13 protein-coding genes are annotated in these 18,952 nt (G+C 40.7%); 10 read left to right on the top strand and 3 right to left on the bottom strand.

Features of this window, described 5'->3' with window-relative positions; genetic code table 11:
- Nucleotides 1-239: 239 nt before the first annotated feature.
- From gyrA to yghU, 9 genes are all read left to right on the top strand, one after another.
- On the top strand, nucleotides 240-2,927 hold the full coding sequence (gyrA, locus tag Q0A08_RS07805; protein WP_438466021.1) for a DNA gyrase subunit A: 2,688 nt from the start codon (nucleotides 240-242) through the stop codon (nucleotides 2,925-2,927).
- Nucleotides 2,928-3,031: 104 nt separating this feature from the next.
- A complete protein-coding gene (gene serC / locus Q0A08_RS07800; RefSeq protein WP_438466019.1) occupies nucleotides 3,032-4,114 on the top strand; it encodes a 3-phosphoserine/phosphohydroxythreonine transaminase in 1,083 nt (360 codons plus the stop codon).
- A 114-nt stretch (nucleotides 4,115-4,228) separates the two neighbouring features.
- On the top strand, nucleotides 4,229-5,350 hold the full coding sequence (gene pheA / locus Q0A08_RS07795) for a prephenate dehydratase (protein ID WP_438466017.1): 1,122 nt from the start codon (nucleotides 4,229-4,231) through the stop codon (nucleotides 5,348-5,350).
- A 54-nt stretch (nucleotides 5,351-5,404) separates the two neighbouring features.
- A complete protein-coding gene (locus Q0A08_RS07790; RefSeq protein ID WP_438466015.1) occupies nucleotides 5,405-7,675 on the top strand; it encodes a prephenate dehydrogenase/arogenate dehydrogenase family protein in 2,271 nt (756 codons plus the stop codon).
- 16 nt (nucleotides 7,676-7,691) lie between these two features.
- Nucleotides 7,692-8,375 (top strand): (d)CMP kinase, encoded by a 684-nt coding sequence (gene cmk, locus Q0A08_RS07785; protein WP_438466013.1) that lies wholly within the window; start codon nucleotides 7,692-7,694, stop codon nucleotides 8,373-8,375.
- A gap of 164 nt (nucleotides 8,376-8,539) precedes the next feature.
- Nucleotides 8,540-10,225, top strand: a complete 1,686-nt coding sequence (gene rpsA, locus Q0A08_RS07780; protein WP_438466011.1) for a 30S ribosomal protein S1 — start codon at nucleotides 8,540-8,542, stop codon at nucleotides 10,223-10,225.
- Nucleotides 10,226-10,428: 203 nt separating this feature from the next.
- A complete protein-coding gene (locus Q0A08_RS07775; protein ID WP_438466010.1) occupies nucleotides 10,429-11,046 on the top strand; it encodes a flavin prenyltransferase UbiX in 618 nt (205 codons plus the stop codon).
- A gap of 190 nt (nucleotides 11,047-11,236) precedes the next feature.
- Complete coding sequence (locus tag Q0A08_RS07770; RefSeq protein ID WP_438466008.1) at nucleotides 11,237-13,120, top strand: methyl-accepting chemotaxis protein; 1,884 nt, start codon at nucleotides 11,237-11,239, stop codon at nucleotides 13,118-13,120.
- Nucleotides 13,121-13,291: 171 nt separating this feature from the next.
- Complete coding sequence (gene yghU, locus Q0A08_RS07765; RefSeq protein WP_438466006.1) at nucleotides 13,292-14,146, top strand: glutathione-dependent disulfide-bond oxidoreductase; 855 nt, start codon at nucleotides 13,292-13,294, stop codon at nucleotides 14,144-14,146.
- A 65-nt stretch (nucleotides 14,147-14,211) separates the two neighbouring features.
- Here yghU and Q0A08_RS07760 read toward each other — a convergent pair whose 3' ends face one another.
- On the bottom strand, nucleotides 14,212-15,579 hold the full coding sequence (locus Q0A08_RS07760) for a YjiH family protein (RefSeq protein ID WP_438466004.1): 1,368 nt from the start codon (nucleotides 15,577-15,579) through the stop codon (nucleotides 14,212-14,214).
- A 426-nt stretch (nucleotides 15,580-16,005) separates the two neighbouring features.
- Between Q0A08_RS07760 and Q0A08_RS07755 the strand changes: the two genes are divergently transcribed.
- Entirely contained in the window at nucleotides 16,006-17,880 is a 1,875-nt protein-coding gene (locus tag Q0A08_RS07755) for an alkaline phosphatase family protein (protein WP_438466002.1), read from the top strand.
- Between the two features lie 10 nt (nucleotides 17,881-17,890).
- On the opposite strand, the gene Q0A08_RS07750 is transcribed toward Q0A08_RS07755, so the two are convergent.
- Nucleotides 17,891-18,151 (bottom strand): hypothetical protein, encoded by a 261-nt coding sequence (locus Q0A08_RS07750; RefSeq protein ID WP_046016394.1) that lies wholly within the window; start codon nucleotides 18,149-18,151, stop codon nucleotides 17,891-17,893.
- A 19-nt stretch (nucleotides 18,152-18,170) separates the two neighbouring features.
- Nucleotides 18,171-18,908, bottom strand: a complete 738-nt coding sequence (tsaA, locus tag Q0A08_RS07745; RefSeq protein WP_438466000.1) for a tRNA (N6-threonylcarbamoyladenosine(37)-N6)-methyltransferase TrmO — start codon at nucleotides 18,906-18,908, stop codon at nucleotides 18,171-18,173.
- Nucleotides 18,909-18,952 lie beyond the last annotated feature (44 nt).

Here is an 18,952-nt window from a genome sequence, read left to right as displayed (position 1 = left end):
TATAGCTGCTTCACTGGCTTTTATTCCATTTTAAACTTGGCTTTTGTCTTGTCTTACCTAGATTTTTTCTTTTTTTGATGATTTTTATCTTAAGTTTATTTCAATCTTAATAAGAGGGGGAAAGCAAATGAAAGATGAGAGTGGGAGTTCTGGATATGCTTGTGCTACAATGCCGCGCTTATAAAAGAACATATCCAGAGAGTCGATGTGACTCTAAGGCATAAGGAACGATTGTACCTATGGGTGAATTAGCCAAAGAAATTACTCCCGTCAGTATTGAGAACGAACTGAAAAGCTCTTATTTAGATTACGCCATGAGTGTTATTGTTGGCCGAGCTTTGCCTGATGTTCGTGACGGTTTAAAACCTGTCCATCGTCGCGTTTTATTTGCGATGCATGAAGAGAAAAATGATTGGAATAAAGCATACAAAAAATCGGCTCGTATCGTTGGTAACGTAATTGGTAAGTATCACCCACATGGTGATACTGCTGTTTATGATGCAATTGTTCGATTGGCTCAGCCTTTCTCTATGCGTTATACCTTGGTTGATGGTCAAGGTAACTTCGGTTCAGTAGATGGTGATAACCCAGCTGCGATGCGTTATACCGAAATCCGTATGGAAAAAATTGCTCATAACTTCCTCATGGATCTTGAAAAAGAGACGGTTAATTTTGTACCTAACTATGATGGTACAGAGCATATGCCTGATGTTATGCCTACTCGAATTCCTGGCCTTTTGGTTAACGGGTCTTCGGGTATTGCTGTTGGTATGGCGACAAATATCCCACCGCATAACTTGACCGAAGTTATAGATGGTAGCTTGGCATTAATCGATAACGAAGCCATCACAATAGATGAGTTGATGGAGTTTATCCCAGGTCCTGACTTCCCAACGTCTGCCTTTATTAATGGTAGAGCAGGTATTGTTGACGCTTATAAAACAGGTCGTGGCAAAATCTACATGCGTGCTCGTCATCATATAGAGCCGATGGAAAAAGGAAACCGTGAAGCAATTGTTTTCACCGAAATTCCTTACCAGTTAAATAAAGCGCGTGTTATTGAAAAAATCGCGGAATTGGTTAAAGACAAAAAACTTGAAGGCATTAGTGAGCTAAGAGATGAGTCTGATAAAGATGGTATGCGTATTGTTATTGAGCTACGTCGTGGTGAAAACGCAGATGTAGTCGTTAATAACCTCTTTATTCAAACCCAATTGCAAGGTGTTTTTGGTATTAACATGGTGGCCTTGGTTGATGGTCGTCCAGAGTTGTTAAACCTGAAACAAGTGCTTGAGTGTTTTGTTAAGCACAGACGAGAAGTGGTGACTCGACGTACTATTTTTGAACTTCGTAAAGCACGTGAGCGTGGCCATGTACTAGAAGGTCTAGCTGTCGCTTTGGCGAATATTGAAGAAATTATCGAGTTAATTCGTCGCTCACCAACCTCAGCTGAAGCAAAAGAAAAATTGATTGCTAAAGCTTGGGCGCCAGGTGATGTGTCGGCGATGTTAGAGCGTGCTGGTACTGATGCATGTCGCCCTGATGATTTGCCAGAAGAGTTTGGCTTTAAAGAGGGTTCTTACTACTTATCACCTGTTCAGGCGCAAGCAATCTTAGATCTTCGTTTGCACCGTTTAACCGGTCTTGAGCATGAAAAACTACAGAATGAATATAAAGCACTAATTGAACTCATCGCTGAACTTCTACACATCTTGTCAACTCCATCACGTTTGATGGAAGTGATTAGAGATGAGTTGGTTGAGATTAAAGAGCAGTTTGGTGATGTGCGTCGTACTGAAATTTTGACATCTCGTCAAGATTTGACCGTTGCTGATTTGATTGATGAAGCGCCAATGGTTGTGACTATTTCTAATACTGGTTATGCCAAGTCACAGCCGCTAGAAGAATACCAAGCTCAAAGGCGTGGTGGTCGTGGTAAGTCGTCATCCAGTATGAAAGACGAAGACCATATTAGCCATCTATTAGTAACAAGTAGTCACGATACCATCATGCTATTTAGTAACTTTGGTAAAGTTTACTGGTTGCGTGTTTTCGAAATTCCAGTTGCTAGTCGTAATGCTAAAGGTCGTCCAATTGTTAACCTTCTACCGCTAAGTGAGGGTGAGTCAATTTCTGCACTCTTGCCGTTAGTAACACCAGAGAAATCTGATGCTGAAGACTCTGAAGTAGATGTAAATGAAGAAGCAGAAAGCTTTATCTTCATGGCAACAGCAAACGGAACTGTAAAGAAAACTGCCATGCAGCATTTCTCTCGACCTCGCTCAACGGGTCTGATTGCTTTGAGTTTAGATGAGTCTGATGAGCTTGTTGGTGTTGCTGTTACAAATGGTAAGGATGATATCGTCCTTGTTTCTAGTACTGGTAAAACAATACGCTTTAAAGAGTCTGACGTTAGGGCTATGGGTCGAACGGCTGCTGGTGTTCGTGGTATTAAACTAGCGGCAGAAGATGCAAAAGTAGTGTCTTTAATTGTGCCAGAAGAAGGTATGAGTGTACTGACAGCTTGTGTGCACGGTTATGGTAAGCGTACTTCAATTGATGATTTCCCAGTTTATGGACGAGGTGGTCAAGGTGTTATCGGTATCCAAGTCTCTGATCGAAATGGCCCAGTTGTTGGTGCTGTTCAGGTTGCTGACGATGATGAAATTATCTTGATAACTGATCAGGGAACCTTGGTTCGTACACGTGTAAGCGAAGTCTCTTGTCAGGGGCGAAATACACAAGGTGTTACCTTGATTCGATTAACCAATGATGAGCATTTGGTTGGTGTTGTCCGAGTAGTTGAGGATGACGAAGATCTAGATGATGAAGTCGATGGTGAGGTAGTAGAAGGTGAGGTGGCTGATGCAAATGCTGAAACCGCACCTGATGACGCTACTTCAGATTCGGGTGAATCTGAACAATGATAGTGTGTCTCATTAGTTAGTGTATCTAAGCAAGGGCGCCTTATTTTGATAATGCGCCCTTGTGTTTTTTGGTGGTTTTAGTTTTTAGAAGGGTTTTTAGCGTCATGTCTCGTGTTTATAATTTCTGTTCTGGTCCTGCTGCTTTGCCTGAAGCTGTTTTAGTTAAGGCGCAACGTGAAATACTAGATTGGCATGGAGTTGGGATGTCGGTGATGGAAATGAGTCACCGCAGTAAGGAGTTTGTTTCCGTCTTAGAGTCGGCTAAGCAAAACTTGATCAAGTTGCTTGATATTCCTGAAAATTATGAAGTGTTATTTATGCAAGGTGGAGCATCCACTTTATTCGCACAAATTCCTGCTAACTTAACACCAGGTTATGATTCTGCTTGTTATCTTGATACGGGTGTTTGGTCTGCGAAAGCAATTAAAGAAGCGGGTAAGTATACAAAGGTTAATGTAGTAGCCTCTTCAAAGGAGTCAAACTATCAGACTGTGCCTGCTTTGGATGGTTTGAAAATTGATGAATCTGCATCGTATCTTCACATTACTCCCAATGAAACTATTGGTGGTTTAGAATTCGCTGACTTGCCTGAAACTGACTTGCCTATTGTTGCTGACCTTTCTTCAACGATTCTGTCTCGTAAAATTGATGTGAGTCGTTACGGTTTGATTTATGCGGGTGCCCAGAAAAATATTGGACCTGCTGGTGTTGTCGTTGTCATTATTCGTAAGGATCTATTGGCACGAAGCCAAGAAAGCCTACCGACAACTTGGAACTTTGCCAAAATCGCTGAAAATGCTTCTATGGTAAACACCCCGCCAACTTACAGTATTTACCTGGCAAACTTGGTATTTGAGTGGTTGCTTGAGCAGGGTGGTGTTGAGGCAATTGAGAAAATCAATGTAGAAAAAGCACGACGCCTTTATCAGAAGTTAGACTCGAGTCGTTTATTTGCCAATAACATAGATCCCAACTATCGCTCTCGTATGAACATTCCGTTTATCTTGGCTGACGAGTCCTTGGAGAAAGCTTTCTTGGCAGAATCAGAGGCTCAGGGTTTGAAAACCCTTGCAGGGCATCGTTCTGTTGGGGGAATGAGGGCAAGTATTTATAACGCAATGCCAATTGAAGGTGTGACAACTTTGATTGACTTCATGAACGCGTTTGAAAAGAAATACGGTTATTAAAATAGTTTGCATTTGTGTGGGCTTCGCAAAGTATTTTTACAGAATAAATGAGTGCCTAGTAGGCATCAAACGAGCCGCAAGAGCTCGAGAACTAATGAAAGGTTGCTAGAAAACGTGCCAAAAAATAATACAAATGTACCTGATACCTTACCTTTGTTAAGGGATCGAATTGATGCGATAGATACTGAAATACAAGCTCTGATTAATGAACGTGCCCAATGTGCGCAAAAAGTAGCTGATGTAAAGCTATCAGAGCAGGGTGACGAAGCGGTTGTTTTTTATCGTCCCGAGCGTGAGGCGCAAGTGTTGAGACGCGTTATGGAGCGTAATAAAGGGCCGTTAGGTAATGAAGAAATGGCGAAGATTTTTCGTCAAGTAATGTCTTCATGTCTTGCGCTTGAAAAGCCGATGCGTATTGCCTTTTTAGGGCCTGAAGGCACCTTTACTCAACAAGCAGCAATAAAGCACTTTGGTCGTTCTATTATTAGTGCGCCTATGGCGGCGATCGATGAGGTGTTTCGTGAGGTTGAATCTGGTGCTGCTAACTATGGTGTTGTGCCAGTAGAGAACTCTACCGAAGGTGTGGTTAACCACACCTTGGATAGCTTTAGAAACTCTACACTGAAAATTTGTGGAGAGGTTGAATTACGTATTCATCATCATTTGTTGGTTGCACCTAATGTTGATGCTGAAAAGGTGACTCACATCTATTCTCACCAGCAATCTTTGGCTCAGTGTCGCGCTTGGTTGGACAGGTATTGGCCGCACGCTGAACGTATTGCGGTTAACTCAAATGCTGAGGCCGCTAAAATGGTGGCAGATGCTGCACAAAATGGAACAGCGATTGCCGCTATTGCGGGTGATATTGCCAGTGAACTTTACTCATTGACTAAGCTGTCATCAAACATTGAAGATCATCCAGATAATACAACCCGTTTCTTGATGATAGGGCACCAAGATGTCTTGCCAAGTGGAAAGGATAAAACCTCTCTTCTGATTAGTGCTAAAAATGAGCCAGGTGCCTTGTATAAATTATTGGAGCCATTTCAGAAGCATAATGTCAGTATGACTCGATTAGAAACTCGTCCATCACTAATGAGTCGTTGGGGATATATCTTCTATATCGATTTTGAAGGTCATGCGGATGAGGTTAACTCGCTTGCTGTTATAAAAGATCTTGAAAAGCGGGCGTCAGAAGTGAAGGTGTTAGGCTCATATCCTATCGCCGTTCTTTAATCCTGTTTGTGAATGTCACTTTTCTAAAGTGACGAATTTAATTTGAAGTATAAGGTGTTTACGTTGTCTGAGTTGCAATCTAATCAGTTTGAAAAAACTGATGAGCATTTTGGTAATGTGTTAATTGTTGGTTTGGGCATGATAGGTGGCTCAGTAGCTAAAGCGTTAAAAGAGCGAAGTCTTGCTTATCTTTTTGGTTCTGATCGACGCCATGATGAACTGACATTAGGTGTTGCAACTCATGTGATTGATTTTGAAGCTGAGCTGAATACTGAGTTTATTGAAAAAATGGATATTATCATTCTAGCTACGCCAGTGAGGGCAATGGAAGTTGTGCTAGAACAGATAAAACCATTTTTGTTGGATACAACCTTAGTGACAGATGTCGGGTCGACTAAGGGGAGTGTTGTTGAGGCTGCAAGGAAAGTATTTGGATCTGTTCCCGTTAACTTCATTCCAGGTCACCCTATAGCGGGTGCTGAAAAAAGTGGTGTATTAGCTGCAAATCCAAATCTTTTTGAAAATCATAAAGTCATAGTAACGCCCTTGCCAAACAGTGATGCACTTTTAGTTGATCGACTACATAGAATGTGGGCGGCAATTGGTGCTGATGTGGTGAGTATGGATGTGACTCATCATGATCATGTTTTAGCTGGTTCAAGCCATTTGCCGCATTTGCTTGCCTATACTTTGGTGGATGCGCTGGCAAATAGCGAACGTAGTCAGGATGTGTTTAGATTTGCCGCAGGTGGATTTAGAGACTTTACTCGTATCGCATCAAGTGATCCTATTATGTGGCGAGATGTTTTTTTAGCAAATAAAGATGCCACATTAGAGTCCTTAGATTCATTTACTGATCATTTACAGCAATTGAGACATTCCATTGAAGTAGGTGATGGTCCTGCTATGTTCGGTGTTTTTACCCGAGCAAAGTCTGCGCGAGATCATTTTTTACGTTTATTAGAAGCGAGATCTTCCTCAAGTGCTTCGACTGCAAAGCCTATTTCCATTAAGGTATTGCCCGCTTCACTGATTAAAGGGGTAATTAATGTTCGTGGTGACAAATTTCTGTCGCATAGTCTGATTACTATGGCTGCCCTAAGCGAGGGTGTAAGTGAGTTCTCTAATCTTGATATGGGCCAAGGAGTAAAAGTTACCTTGCAGGCTCTGAGAGATATGGGTGTGGTTGTAGAAGATTTTGGTGGTCAACGAATTCGTATTCATGGTGTTGGCTTAAATGGATTAAAAGCACCTATTGCCCCGATTAATGTGCATGAATCCGAGTTAAGCTTGCATGTGTTGTTGCCTGTATTGGCAGCGCAAAAGTTCGCCGTTACTTTTATTGCTGAAGGATATTTAAGTTCGCAACCTTTTGTTGAGTTGTTGGCTGTCGTCAAGGCAATGGGGGCGAGTGTGACGACTTCTGAGTCAGGTTGTTTGCCTTTTACAATAGCGACTGAAAATCAATTGATAAATCAGTATAAAATTGATGTTAAAGGGCGCTCAAGGCAGTTAAAATTAGCCGCGCTAATTGCTGGGGTAATGAGTCAGAAAGAGGTTGAACTCAAACTCCCGAGGAATTTAGAAGGTGTTGATGCTGTTTTATCTCTATTTTCCTGTGAGCAAGATGCTCAAAGTGTTGATGAAATCACCAGTTTGCTGGCTGTACAGTCGGGGCAAAAGCCTCAGGCTGCCTGTTTAGATGTTCCAGCAGATGACAATAAAGCGGCATGGCTTGTTTTGCTTGCATGTTTATCGCCAGGGTCAAGGTTGACGATTGGTAATGCAGCGGTCTCTCAGATAAGTTCAGTATTCTTGAGAATACTAAAAGAGAATGGCGCTAATATTGAATTGCAAGATGTGCATAGCGAACAACAGTTTGCTGTAACTGAAGGGCAGATAAAAGTTAGCTTTGCTGCTTTTACAGGTTTTACCGTTGCTGAATCAGAGATTTTATCAGTGTGTAGCGAGTTGCTACTGCTGTGTGTTGCAGCTGTGTACGCAAAAGGTACCAGTAGAATAGAAGGAATACATAACTTGCCCTATCACTGGGAAGATAGAGTGACAACCTTTGTGGATGCCTTAACTATTATTGGTGTGCCATGCCGCTTACAGGCGGGTGTATTGGAAATTGAAGGTTGCATTCCTTGTGGTGGTGAGTTGGATAGCGCGGGTGATTATCATTTAGCCTTAGCTATGTTGGCTTTGGGTATGCGTAGTCGCAGCCCAGTGACAGTTAATGATTGTCATAAGCTGTTGGAAGAATTTGAAGAGTTTGAAACTATTGTTGAGTCATTAGGCTTCCATTGCCAAATAGCTCAATAACAAGAGAGGAAAGAATATGATCAATCAGGCACCTATCATCACAATAGATGGTCCGAGTGGCGCTGGTAAGGGCACAGTGAGTCAGGTTATTGCTGATAAACTAGGCTGGAATCTATTGGATAGTGGTGCGTTGTATCGCCTATTAGCACTTGCTGCTGCCCATCATGGGATGGCGATGGACGATGCTGACACATTAAAAGTTTTAGCTGAGCATTTGGATGTTCAATTTCGTCACGGAGAAAATGGCGAAACTGAGATTGTGCTAGAAGGCGAAAATGTGACTCAAGCAATTCGCACGGAAGTGGTTGGTAATAATGCATCAAAACTTGCGGCTATTCCGGAAGTTCGCGAAGGGTTACTTTTACGCCAGCATGCATTTGCGTATGAGCCTGGTTTAGTGGCAGACGGAAGAGATATGGGAACAATCGTATTTCCTGATGCACCTGTTAAGGTTTTTTTAACAGCAAGTGCAGAAGAACGTGCAAACCGACGCTTCCTTCAATTGAAAGCGAAGGGTGAGAGTGTTAATATTGAAGAATTAGTGAGCACCATTCAAGAAAGAGACGAGCGTGATGCAAATCGTGCCGTTGCCCCTCTAGTGCCGGCCGTCGGCGCCTTGGTTGTTGACAGTACAGATCAATCCATAGAACAGGTCGTTGAATCTATTCTTGCCGAAGTGGCAAAGAAGGGTATTAACTGATCTGTTTTTTGGCGCTAATGACGCTATACTTTAAAGCGTTTGAAACAAATTATCCCTGAGATAGGCGCCAGCAGAGTCTATCTCGCACTTTTTTAAAATTGACCCGTATTTGCTGGCAATACGGTTACAGTATGGTTTTCCATACTTACTTAATAGGAAATAAAATGACTCAAAGCTTCGCTGAGCTGTTTGAAGAGAGCTTATTAACCGTCGAAATGGCGCCAGGCTCAATTGTTACCGGTATTATTGTAGACATCGACAATGAATGGGTTACCGTTCATGCAGGTCTTAAATCTGAAGGTGTTATTCCACGTGTTCAGTTCCTATCTGAAAGCGGCGAATTTACTCTTAAAATCGGTGACGAAGTTAAAGTTGCTCTAGACGCAGTAGAAGATGGTTTCGGTGAAACTAAGCTTTCTCGTGAGAAAGCTAAGCGTGCTGAGACTTGGGAAGTTCTTGAGAAAGCATACGAAGACAGCGAAATCGTTGTTGGTGTTATTAACGGTAAAGTTAAAGGTGGTTTCACCGTTGACATCGCTAATATCCGTGCTTTCCTACCTGGTTCCTTGGTTGACGTTCGTCCGATCCGTGATACTTCTCACCTAGAAGGTGTTGATCTAGAGTTTAAACTTATCAAACTTGATCAAAAACGTAACAACGTTGTTGTATCTCGTCGTGCCGTTATGGAAGCGACAAACAGCGCTGAACGCGAAACATTGCTTGCTTCTCTTGAAGAAGGTCAAGAAGTTAAAGGTATCGTTAAGAACCTTACTGACTACGGTGCATTCGTTGATCTTGGTGGTGTTGACGGTCTTCTTCACATCACTGACATGGCTTGGAAACGCATTAAGCACCCAAGCGAAATCATTGCTGTTGGTGATGAAATCGACGTTAAAGTTCTTAAGTTTGACCGTGAGCGTAACCGTGTATCTCTAGGTCTTAAGCAATTAGGTGAAGATCCATGGGTAGCAATCAAAGCTCGTTACCCAGAAGGTACTAAAGTAACTGCTAAAGTTACTAACCTAACTGATTACGGTTGCTTTGCAGAACTTGAAGAAGGTGTTGAAGGTCTTGTTCACGTATCTGAAATGGATTGGACAAACAAGAACATCCACCCATCAAAAGTTGTTCAAATTGGTGATGAAGTAGAAGTTATGATCCTAGACATCGACGAAGAACGTCGTCGTATTTCTCTAGGTGTTAAACAGTGTACTCCTAATCCATGGGAAGAGTTCGCTACTTCTTACAACAAAGGCGACAAGATTTCTGGTGGCATCAAGTCTATCACTGATTTCGGTGTATTCATCGGTCTTGAAGGCGGTATCGACGGTCTTGTACACCTATCTGACCTATCTTGGGATGAGACTGGTGAAGAAGCAGTTCGTCAATACAAGAAAGGTGATAACCTTGAAACTGTTGTATTGTCTATCGATGCTGAACGCGAGCGTATTTCTTTGGGTGTTAAACAACTTGAAGAAGACCCATTTGTTGGTTTCGCAGCTGAAAACGACAAAGGCGCTATCGTAACTGGTACCGTTAAAGAAGTTGACGCTAAAGGCGCAGTAGTTGTTCTAGCTGAAGGTGTTGAAGCAACACTTAAAGTATCTGAGCTAAGCCGTGACCGTGTTGAAGATGCAACTTCTGTATTGAAAGAAGGTGATTCTGTTGAAGCTGCTGTGATCAATGTTGATCGTAAAGCTCGCACTATCGCACTTTCTATCAAGCAGAAAGATGCTTCTGAAGAGAAAGCAGCAATGAAGACTCATTCAGAGAAAGCAGCACAAGTTGAAGCAAATGGTCCTACCACTATCGGTGATTTGATCAAAGCTCAACTAGAAAACCAAAACTAAGTTTTAGTTCTCTAGTGTTAAAAAAATGCGGGCCTATGCCCGCATTTTTTTTATTTAAATTCTCATAAACAAGCCCTAAGTCGTTGACAATAAAAGTATGCACAGAAACTGTGGATAACTGTGGGTATATGGCGATAGCCCATATAATTGTTTATAAATCGTTTCTTTTTTACCTGTAAATTAGCGCTTATTGAGGTGTTTCTATGTTTGATAAAAGAGTGTCTGTTGCTATAACAGGTGCATCTGGTGTGCAGTATGGATTGCGTTTAATTGAGTTGTTAGTTAAGGCTGATGTTCAAGTTTTTGTGATGATATCCAAAGCGGCACAAATTGTGATGGCAACAGAAACGAACTTTAAGCTACCAGGGCAAGCTGCGGCGCAAGAGGCGCATTTGTCACAGGCTTTTGAAGCAAAAGAAAATCAAATAAAAGTATTTAATAAGGAGCAGTGGTTTTCACCTGTCGCTTCGGGGTCTTCAGCGCCTTCATCTATGGTCGTCGTGCCTTGCTCTACAGGCTGTTTATCGGCAATTGCAACGGGAGCCAGTAATAACTTAATAGAAAGAGCGGCAGATGTTGTGCTTAAAGAAAGACGAAAATTGATTTTAGTACCAAGAGAAACGCCTTATTCTGAAATACATTTAGAGCACATGCTTAAGCTTACACGCATGGGGGCTGTGATTATGCCTGCTTCACCAGGTTTCTATCATAATCCAGAAACCATTGGGGATATGATTGATTTTATTGTCGCTAGACTATTAGACCATGTCGGTATTGATCAATTTTTGATTAAAAAGTGGGGTGAGTCGTCAATAGGATAAGCGTTATAAGTTTTTTTAATGTCATTTTTCTGTAAGGATTGTGTCATTCGATTCACCTGTTATCATGGGGTATTAGAAATATTTTTAACTAACTGTTTGTTTAAAATGGATAAATCGCACTTTGTGATCCACTCTTAATAAATAAGCGAAAAGTTAAATTTTAAATCCTACTAAATATATTGGTGAATTTATGAAGGTTTCCCATAAAGTTGCTCTTTGCGCATCTTTTGTTGTCGTTTTAGTCTTTTCCATCTACTCATGGATGCAATACAGTAACTTAAAAACTGCATTGTTTGAGAAAACAACAATTAGCACACAAGAGACAAGTAAGGCACTGGCTGTACAGGTAAATAACTGGTTAAACAGTAAGTTAGCTTTGATTGATATTGCAGCGCAGAATATTGAAACTGACTTTAATAGCGCTAATATTCAAAAAACATTTGATTTGCCACTTTATAAGCAAGAATTTTTGCTGATTTTTGGTGGGTTGTCGTCAGATGGTAAACGTATAACAAATGATCCATCTTGGAATCCGGCAAATTGGGATGCGAGAAAGCGCCCTTGGTATCCGCTTGCTAAGGCCCATAAAAGAGCCATTTTAACAGAACCTTATGCTGACTCAGTCTCTGGTGAATTATTAATTTCTGCTGTCGCAAACTTTTACGATAATGGTAAGTTTAAAGGTGCATTTGGTGGTGACCTAAGCTTAAAAACTGTATCTGATGCGGTGAATACCCTTAACTTTAATCATACTGGCTATGCTTTCATTTTGAATAAAGAAGGCAATATTATTAGTCACCCTCAATTAGATTTTAACGGTAAAAATGTTTCTGATTTAATCAAAGGTGGCGAGTCTAGCTTTGGAGTGAATCTTAAACCTACTGAGTTAATGGACGGTACTGATGTATTCACCACTTATAGTCCACTATCGGATTTATATGGCACTGATTGGTATATTGGTGTTGTGCTTGAAAAGCATAAAGTGATGTCTGATGTAGAAAAGTTTGGTTGGATTGCTCTCATTAGTACGATAATCGCTGCCTTGCTTTGTTCTGCTGTACTTTATTACGTAGTTTCTCAATTATTGCTTCCTTTAAAAGCATTAAGAGAGTCACTACAAGATATTAATTGTGGTGAAGGTGATCTGGTTAAAAGGTTAGATATAAACAGTAATGATGAATTTGGTAAGGTATCGGAAGACTTTAATCAGTTCCTAAGTTATCTACAAAATTTGATTAAGGAAGTTAAGTCAACTTCAAGCCAAGTTAGGTTAAATACTGATAAGACCGAAGATTCGTCCTCTCAAGCTGCACAAGAGTTAAATTCACAATTGTCTGAATTGGATCAACTCGCTACTGCTATGAGTGAGATGTCTGCTACTGCGCATGATGTTGCAGGGAACGCTCAAAGTGCAGCGCAAAAAGCAAGTGAAGCAGATGACATTGCAAAAAATGGAGTTGAAATTGTTGATAAAACGTCAGCTTCCATCGCGCAATTAACAACACAAATGGGTAGTGTTGTGACCACGATTAATGAGCTGGTTAATTACAGCAATAATATAGAGTCCATTCTGACGGTTATTACTGACATTGCAGATCAAACAAATTTATTGGCATTGAATGCGGCGATTGAGGCTGCGCGTGCTGGTGAACAAGGACGAGGCTTTGCTGTTGTAGCGGATGAAGTTCGTACCTTGGCTTCTAAGACACAAGAATCTACTGAACAAATTAAAGGTATGATATCTCAGCTGCAAGTTGGTGTGAAAAATGCAGAATCAGTTATCTTGAAAAGTCGTGAAAATGCGGATGAAACCCAACAGGTTGCTGTACAGGCGAGTACTTCTTTAAATGAAATTCGCGCTAGTATTGATGCAATTAACGGCATGAATGTTCAGATAGCAACCGCTGCTGAAGAACAAAGTATGACGACAAAAGAAATTAATCAGAATACTCAAAATATACGTAACATAAGTCAGTCAGTATCAGATCGAGCTATGAGCCAAGAGGGGTTGTGTAAGGTCATGGTGGAGCTGACAGAGCAACAAGAGGAAGCGCTTGCTAAGTTTAAGGTGTAATAGTATATAAAGCGTCTTTGAAGTGTTGTTCAGATAATGGCTCATATTTAATATGGGCCATTTTTTGTTTCCTTATAGTTTACTTTTTTCTTGTCATAAGTTTGTTATTAAGCCCTTGTTATGACGCGTTAAGGCTTTATAGTGAAATGATATATTTTGAAGGAGTAGATAATGCAAGATAATAACGATTACATACCGCCTAAAGTTTGGAAATGGGAAGCAGAAAGTGGCGGCACTTGGGCAAGTATCAATCGCCCTATTTCTGGTGCGACTCATGACAAAGATTTGCCTGTTGGCAAAAATCCATTGCAGTTATATTCCTTAGCTACACCAAATGGTATTAAAGTCACCATAATGCTAGAAGAACTGCTGGCTTTAGGTGTGAAAGAGGCTGAGTATGATGCTTATCTGATTAATATCGGGGAAGGGGACCAATTCTCTTCGGGTTTTGTTGATATTAACCCGAACTCAAAAATTCCAGCCTTACTTGATAATGGCCTTGAAGTGCCACAAAAGGTGTTTGAATCTGGTGCGATTCTTCTTTATTTGGCTGAAAAATTTGGGCATTTGATCCCGAAAGATTTTGCTAAGCGAACTGAGTGTATGTCTTGGTTATTTTGGCAAATGGGTAGTGCACCCTATTTAGGTGGTGGTTTTGGCCACTTTTATGCGTATGCGCCAGTGAAAATTGAATATTGTATTGATCGTTTCACAATGGAAGCAAAACGTCAGCTTGATGTGCTAGATAAGCAACTTGAAGGTAAGCGTTATATTTGTGGTGATGAGTATTCGATTGCCGATATCGCAATCTGGTCTTGGTACGGTAATGTGGCATTAAATGAAGCTTATAATGCGGCAGAATTTTTAGATGCTGAGTCCTATCAGAATGTAATGAGATGGGCGAGAGATATTAGAGAAAGACCGGCAGTGAAGCGCGGTAGAATTGTGAACCGTTCTTGGGGTGAAGAAAATGAACAAGTCCCTGAGCGCCATAATGCCAGTGATATTGATGCTAAGATAAAATAATTAGCTTAAGTTGATAAAAAAGGCGGACTCACTTTAAGTGGCTCCGCCTTTTTTGATTGTCTAATTTAAAAAATTAGGTGAGCCATTAAGGCAATAACAGGTAAGGTGATAATCGTTCTAAGTAAAAAGATGACAAATAACTCAAAGATATTCACTGGAATCTTACTGCCTAACAAGAGTGCACCAACTTCAGACATGTAAATAAGTTGGGTGACAGACATTGCAGCTATTACAAAGCGAGTCATGTCAGACTCAATTGATGCTGCCAAAATAGAGGGGATAAACATATCAGCAAATCCAACGACTATAGTTCTTGACGCTTCTTCAGCCTGTGGAATTTGTAGTAGCTCTAGAAATGGTACAAAAGGTTGACCTAACCAATCAAAAATCGGTGTGTTTTCTGCGATAACAAGAGCGACAGTACCAATTGCCATAATGACAGGTAATACGCCAAGTACCATATCAGCAGCGTTACGTGAACCTTCAGCGGCTAGTTTGCTTAGGTTAGGCGCTTGCTCTGCACGGCTTAAAGCTTGTTGCATTCCCCATTGGAAAAGGCTGCTGTCGTCAGGGCGTTTATCTCTTTCCCCATCAACTTGGCTACCATCAATAAACACATCTTTCTTCCAGCTAAGAGGAGGTAGTCTTGGGATGATAACTGCACAGACAAAACCCGCTAAACACACGGTTAGATAAAAGGGTAAGAAGTAAGCCTCTAATTCAACTTGTGCAATAACGACCAAACTAAAGGTTATTGAAACTGCGGAAAAAGTGGTGCCAATAACGGCTGCTTCTCTCTGGGTGTAAAACTTTTCTTGGTATTGCTTGCTAGTTAACAAAATGCCGACGCTGCCATCACCTAGCCAAGACGCTAGACAGTCAATAGCAGAGCGGCCAGGTAGTTTGAAAATGGGGCGCATAATTACGGTTAGTAAGGTGCCCATTAATTCAAGTAAGCCAAAGTTAAGCAGCAAGGGTAATAAAAGACCGGCAAAAATAAACACACATAGTAAAACAGGCAGTAGATCGTTTAATACAAGTCCACCTGTTGCGCCATCATGAAACATGGCTGGGCCTGCCTGAGTGAAAGTGACTATGGCTAGTACGGCGCCCATAATACGTATAACCAACCAAAAAGGGCTAACTTGGAATAATTCTTTTAAGTAGTGGCTACGGGTAATGAAGTCGGGTTTTACCACTACGGCTAAAAGTGAAATAAGGGCAGAAATAGCAATAATGGCAGAGATGATCATAGTCATTTGATCACCAATTAGTGCCTGCAACTCTTTAGCTAGGATAGCGACTGGAATCGTGATTGCGTCATTATAATCAATAGGGGTAATAAATAAGAAAAGACCCAATAAAGACGGAATTAAAAAGCTTAACCATGTTTTACTGGAATAACTTTGGGTTGAGGTCATCTGTTTTTGCATATTTTTATGATTCTAAAAACGGGAACTACCTGACGCTTCCTGCGTGGGTAACTTGATTAATGGGGTCGGCTATCCTAAACCGGCTGCGTAAGATACAGGTGCAAGTCATAAAATAGAAGATAGAAAATTATAATTTTGAGTCGTTAAGTTTTGATAAAAAGCCATAAATAGCTAGATTGATTGTTAATTGAACAAACTTTGACGCTATATTCGCTTTTTGTATTTTTGTTGCTTGGATAGGTGCTTTGAAATCTGGTGCTTTCACTTAAGATGAAATGCTGAAGATAATAAGTGAAAAAGAAAAGTAATTGGCTTTCGGTATGTAAGCTATTTATAAGAATCTAAAAATGGACTTTTTGCAGCTTTTATTGCTGGGTATAATGATGGAATAAGTGGTTTTCTATTGATATTAAAAAGAGAGGTTCTGTGACAGATGTTCTAGGGAAGGGGGAGATGACTTTACCCATGGTGTTGGCAGGACCTGTTTTACGACATATTTCCAGTGATGAACTAACGTTTTGGTTAGTAACAAGTCGACCATCTAAATTTGAACTGTCTCTCTATGGCGAGGCTGGTCAATGTTTTGAGTCTCAATCGCTTGAGGCTAGTCAACAAGAAGTGCAAGTGGGTGAGCATTGTTTCATTCAGCTAATTCATTATTCGCCTAGTAAACCACTAGAGCAAAATGTGCTTATTCAATATCAGTTGAGAGTCAATGGAGATGAGATAACTAAGCTCATTCCTTCGCTTTGTTATCATGATCAAGATAAACCAGGGTTCATGATTAAATCACGTGTCGATAATATCTTACATGGCTCTTGTCGTAAGCCTCATCATGCAAGTGAAGATGGTTTATTAGCGGCCGATCAAGTCTTGTCGACAGCACATCTTGATACCTCAGGTCGTCCTGCTTTGATGATATTCTCTGGCGACCAAATTTATGCTGATGATGTTGCAGGGCCAACCTTGGTGGCTATCCATCAAATTATCAAAAAACTGGGCTTGTTCGATGAACGTATCGATAATGAGTTAGTACCAGATAGCCAAACACTTATCGCTCATGCTGATACCTATTATGGGCGTAAAAAACTCTTACCAAACTGTCAGTTTACTAGCTTTAATATTAAGGGTGAGCAACCCATATTTAGTTCAGACTCTGCTGAAAACCACTTAATCAGCTTATCCGAAATGCTTGCCATGTATTTATTAGTTTGGTCGCCAAGCTGTTGGCAATTGGTGGATTGTGAACTGGGATTAGCTCGCATCCCCAAAGAGCATCAAGATACTTACCTATCTCAATTTAAGACGTTAAAAGAGTTTGTACTTGGCTTAACTAAAGTACAAAGACTAATGGCGCATTTACCTGTTTATATGATTTTTGACGATCATGATGTCACTGATGACTGGAATCTAACGAGAGCGTGGGAAGAGGCTATTTATTCAAATCCATTAGGTCGTCGTGTAATTGGTAATAGCTTGATTGCATATTGGCTTTGTCAGGGGTGGGGGAATCAGCCAAACCGGTTTGAGGAATTGCAAAACGATGTGTCTCTTTATTTTGGGCAAAATGGGTTTAGTCAGCAAGATGAGTTAGTTGATCGTATCTTAGATTGGAATAAGTGGCATTATAGTTTAGCGACTTCGCCTAAAATCCTTGTGTTAGACACTAGAACTCAAAGGTGGCGTTCTGAATCCAAAGCGAATAAACCCTCTGGTTTGATGGATTGGGAGGCGCTTATAGAAATGCAGCAAGAGCTAATCAATGAACCAGAAGTTATTTTGGTGTCACCTGCACCAGTATTTGGTGTAAAGCTGATAGAAGTAATTCAGAAAATATTTACTTTTGTAGGGCGGCCATTAATGGTTGATGCTGAAAACTGGATGGCGCATCCAGGATCTGCCAATGTGATGTTAAATATTTTTAGGCATAAAAAAACACCACCAAACTTTATAATTTTATCGGGTGATGTGCACTACTCGTTTGTTTATCAAATCAAAATACGTTTTAGAAAGCATGGCCCACAAATTTTGCAAGTTACGACAAGTGGCATAAAAAATAACTTTCCAGCTAAGTTGTTAAATTGTTTTGATACTTTGAATCGCGTGTTGTTTTCTAGCGCTTCGCCGTTAAATTTACTGACTCAAAGACGAAGAATGTCTGTACGTTGGCGCAAGCCTGAAACAAGATGTAAAAGTGTGCTTTATAATCAAAGTGGAATAGGGCAGCTTATCTTAGATGAGGAGTTTGAAAAAACGAAAGCCTTGGTGATAAGTCGAGAGAGGACTACCGAGTTTAAATAAACCGCTGAACTTATCGCAACATAGCTAATAGCTTTTTAGTGTCTTCCTCGCTCCAGTCTTCTTTATTGATAAGAGACTGAAGTTCTGGGTGGCCTTGGGCCTGAGCTAAATTTTTTTTAAATTTTGCAAAATGGTACTCTTTGATAAGCGCTTCATCTTCTGCACTCTTATAGAGGTCAGACTGGTATTCAGGTTCAGTTGGTACCTGTGCTTTAGGCTCAGCGAGCTTATTAATCGTTTGGTAGGCTTTTAAAAAGGCTTTCTTGTTCATGGTTTCACCTAATAGCCACTTACAAAGAGGTGGCTGCTTCTAAGCGTAAAATTTCAAAATGATCTGTTTTGGCTTGCCATTTAATATTGATGTCCCAGAGTTGCATGCCATGCTCTCTATTGGTTTCTTCAACCAAATAAGCGGGTCTAGGATCTTGGCTAACAATTTGCTCAATTAAATCACGAATGTTTCGCCCTGTATCTAGAGTATAGCTTTGACAGTCTAGTTCAGCTTGTTCACTGAAAACGACAGGACGCGTCACGGTAGATATAGGCGCAAAGCCACCTTTAGCATCTTCTACGATATCTGCATAAGGTAAGTAAGGCTTAATATCTATCACTGGGGTGCCATCTAATAAGTCAGCGCCATGTAAATCGATAAAGACCTTTTTACCTTCGTGATAAATTTTTCCTAATTTTATGACAGATAAACCAATGGGGTTAGGTCTGTGGGTTGCCCTTGTAGCGAATACCCCCATTTTAGTTTTACCACCAAGACGAGGAGGGCGGATTTTTGCTTTCCAGCCATCTTGAATACAAGCGTGGAAGATGAAATGCACCCAAATATGTGAGAAATTTTCAAGGCCGTCCAGCACATCGAGTCGGTTAAATGGCGGTAATAATTCAATTCTAGCGGTAGCTTCTGTTACTAATCCGGGTTGTCTTGGAATGCCGAATTTTTGCTGATAACAAGAATGTACGATTCCTATGCTAGTTAATTGAAAAGCTTGATGATTTGTTTGAGCGTTGAGAGACAAAATAATCCTCGAAAAAAAAGCGGATGGGCAGTAATTCACCTGAG

It is taken from the genome of Marinomonas sp. PE14-40 (assembly GCF_051623805.1).
Classification (GTDB): domain Bacteria; phylum Pseudomonadota; class Gammaproteobacteria; order Pseudomonadales; family Marinomonadaceae; genus Marinomonas.
Note: the sequence above shows the minus strand (reverse complement) of the source record. Positions and strands in the feature narration are given on the sequence as shown.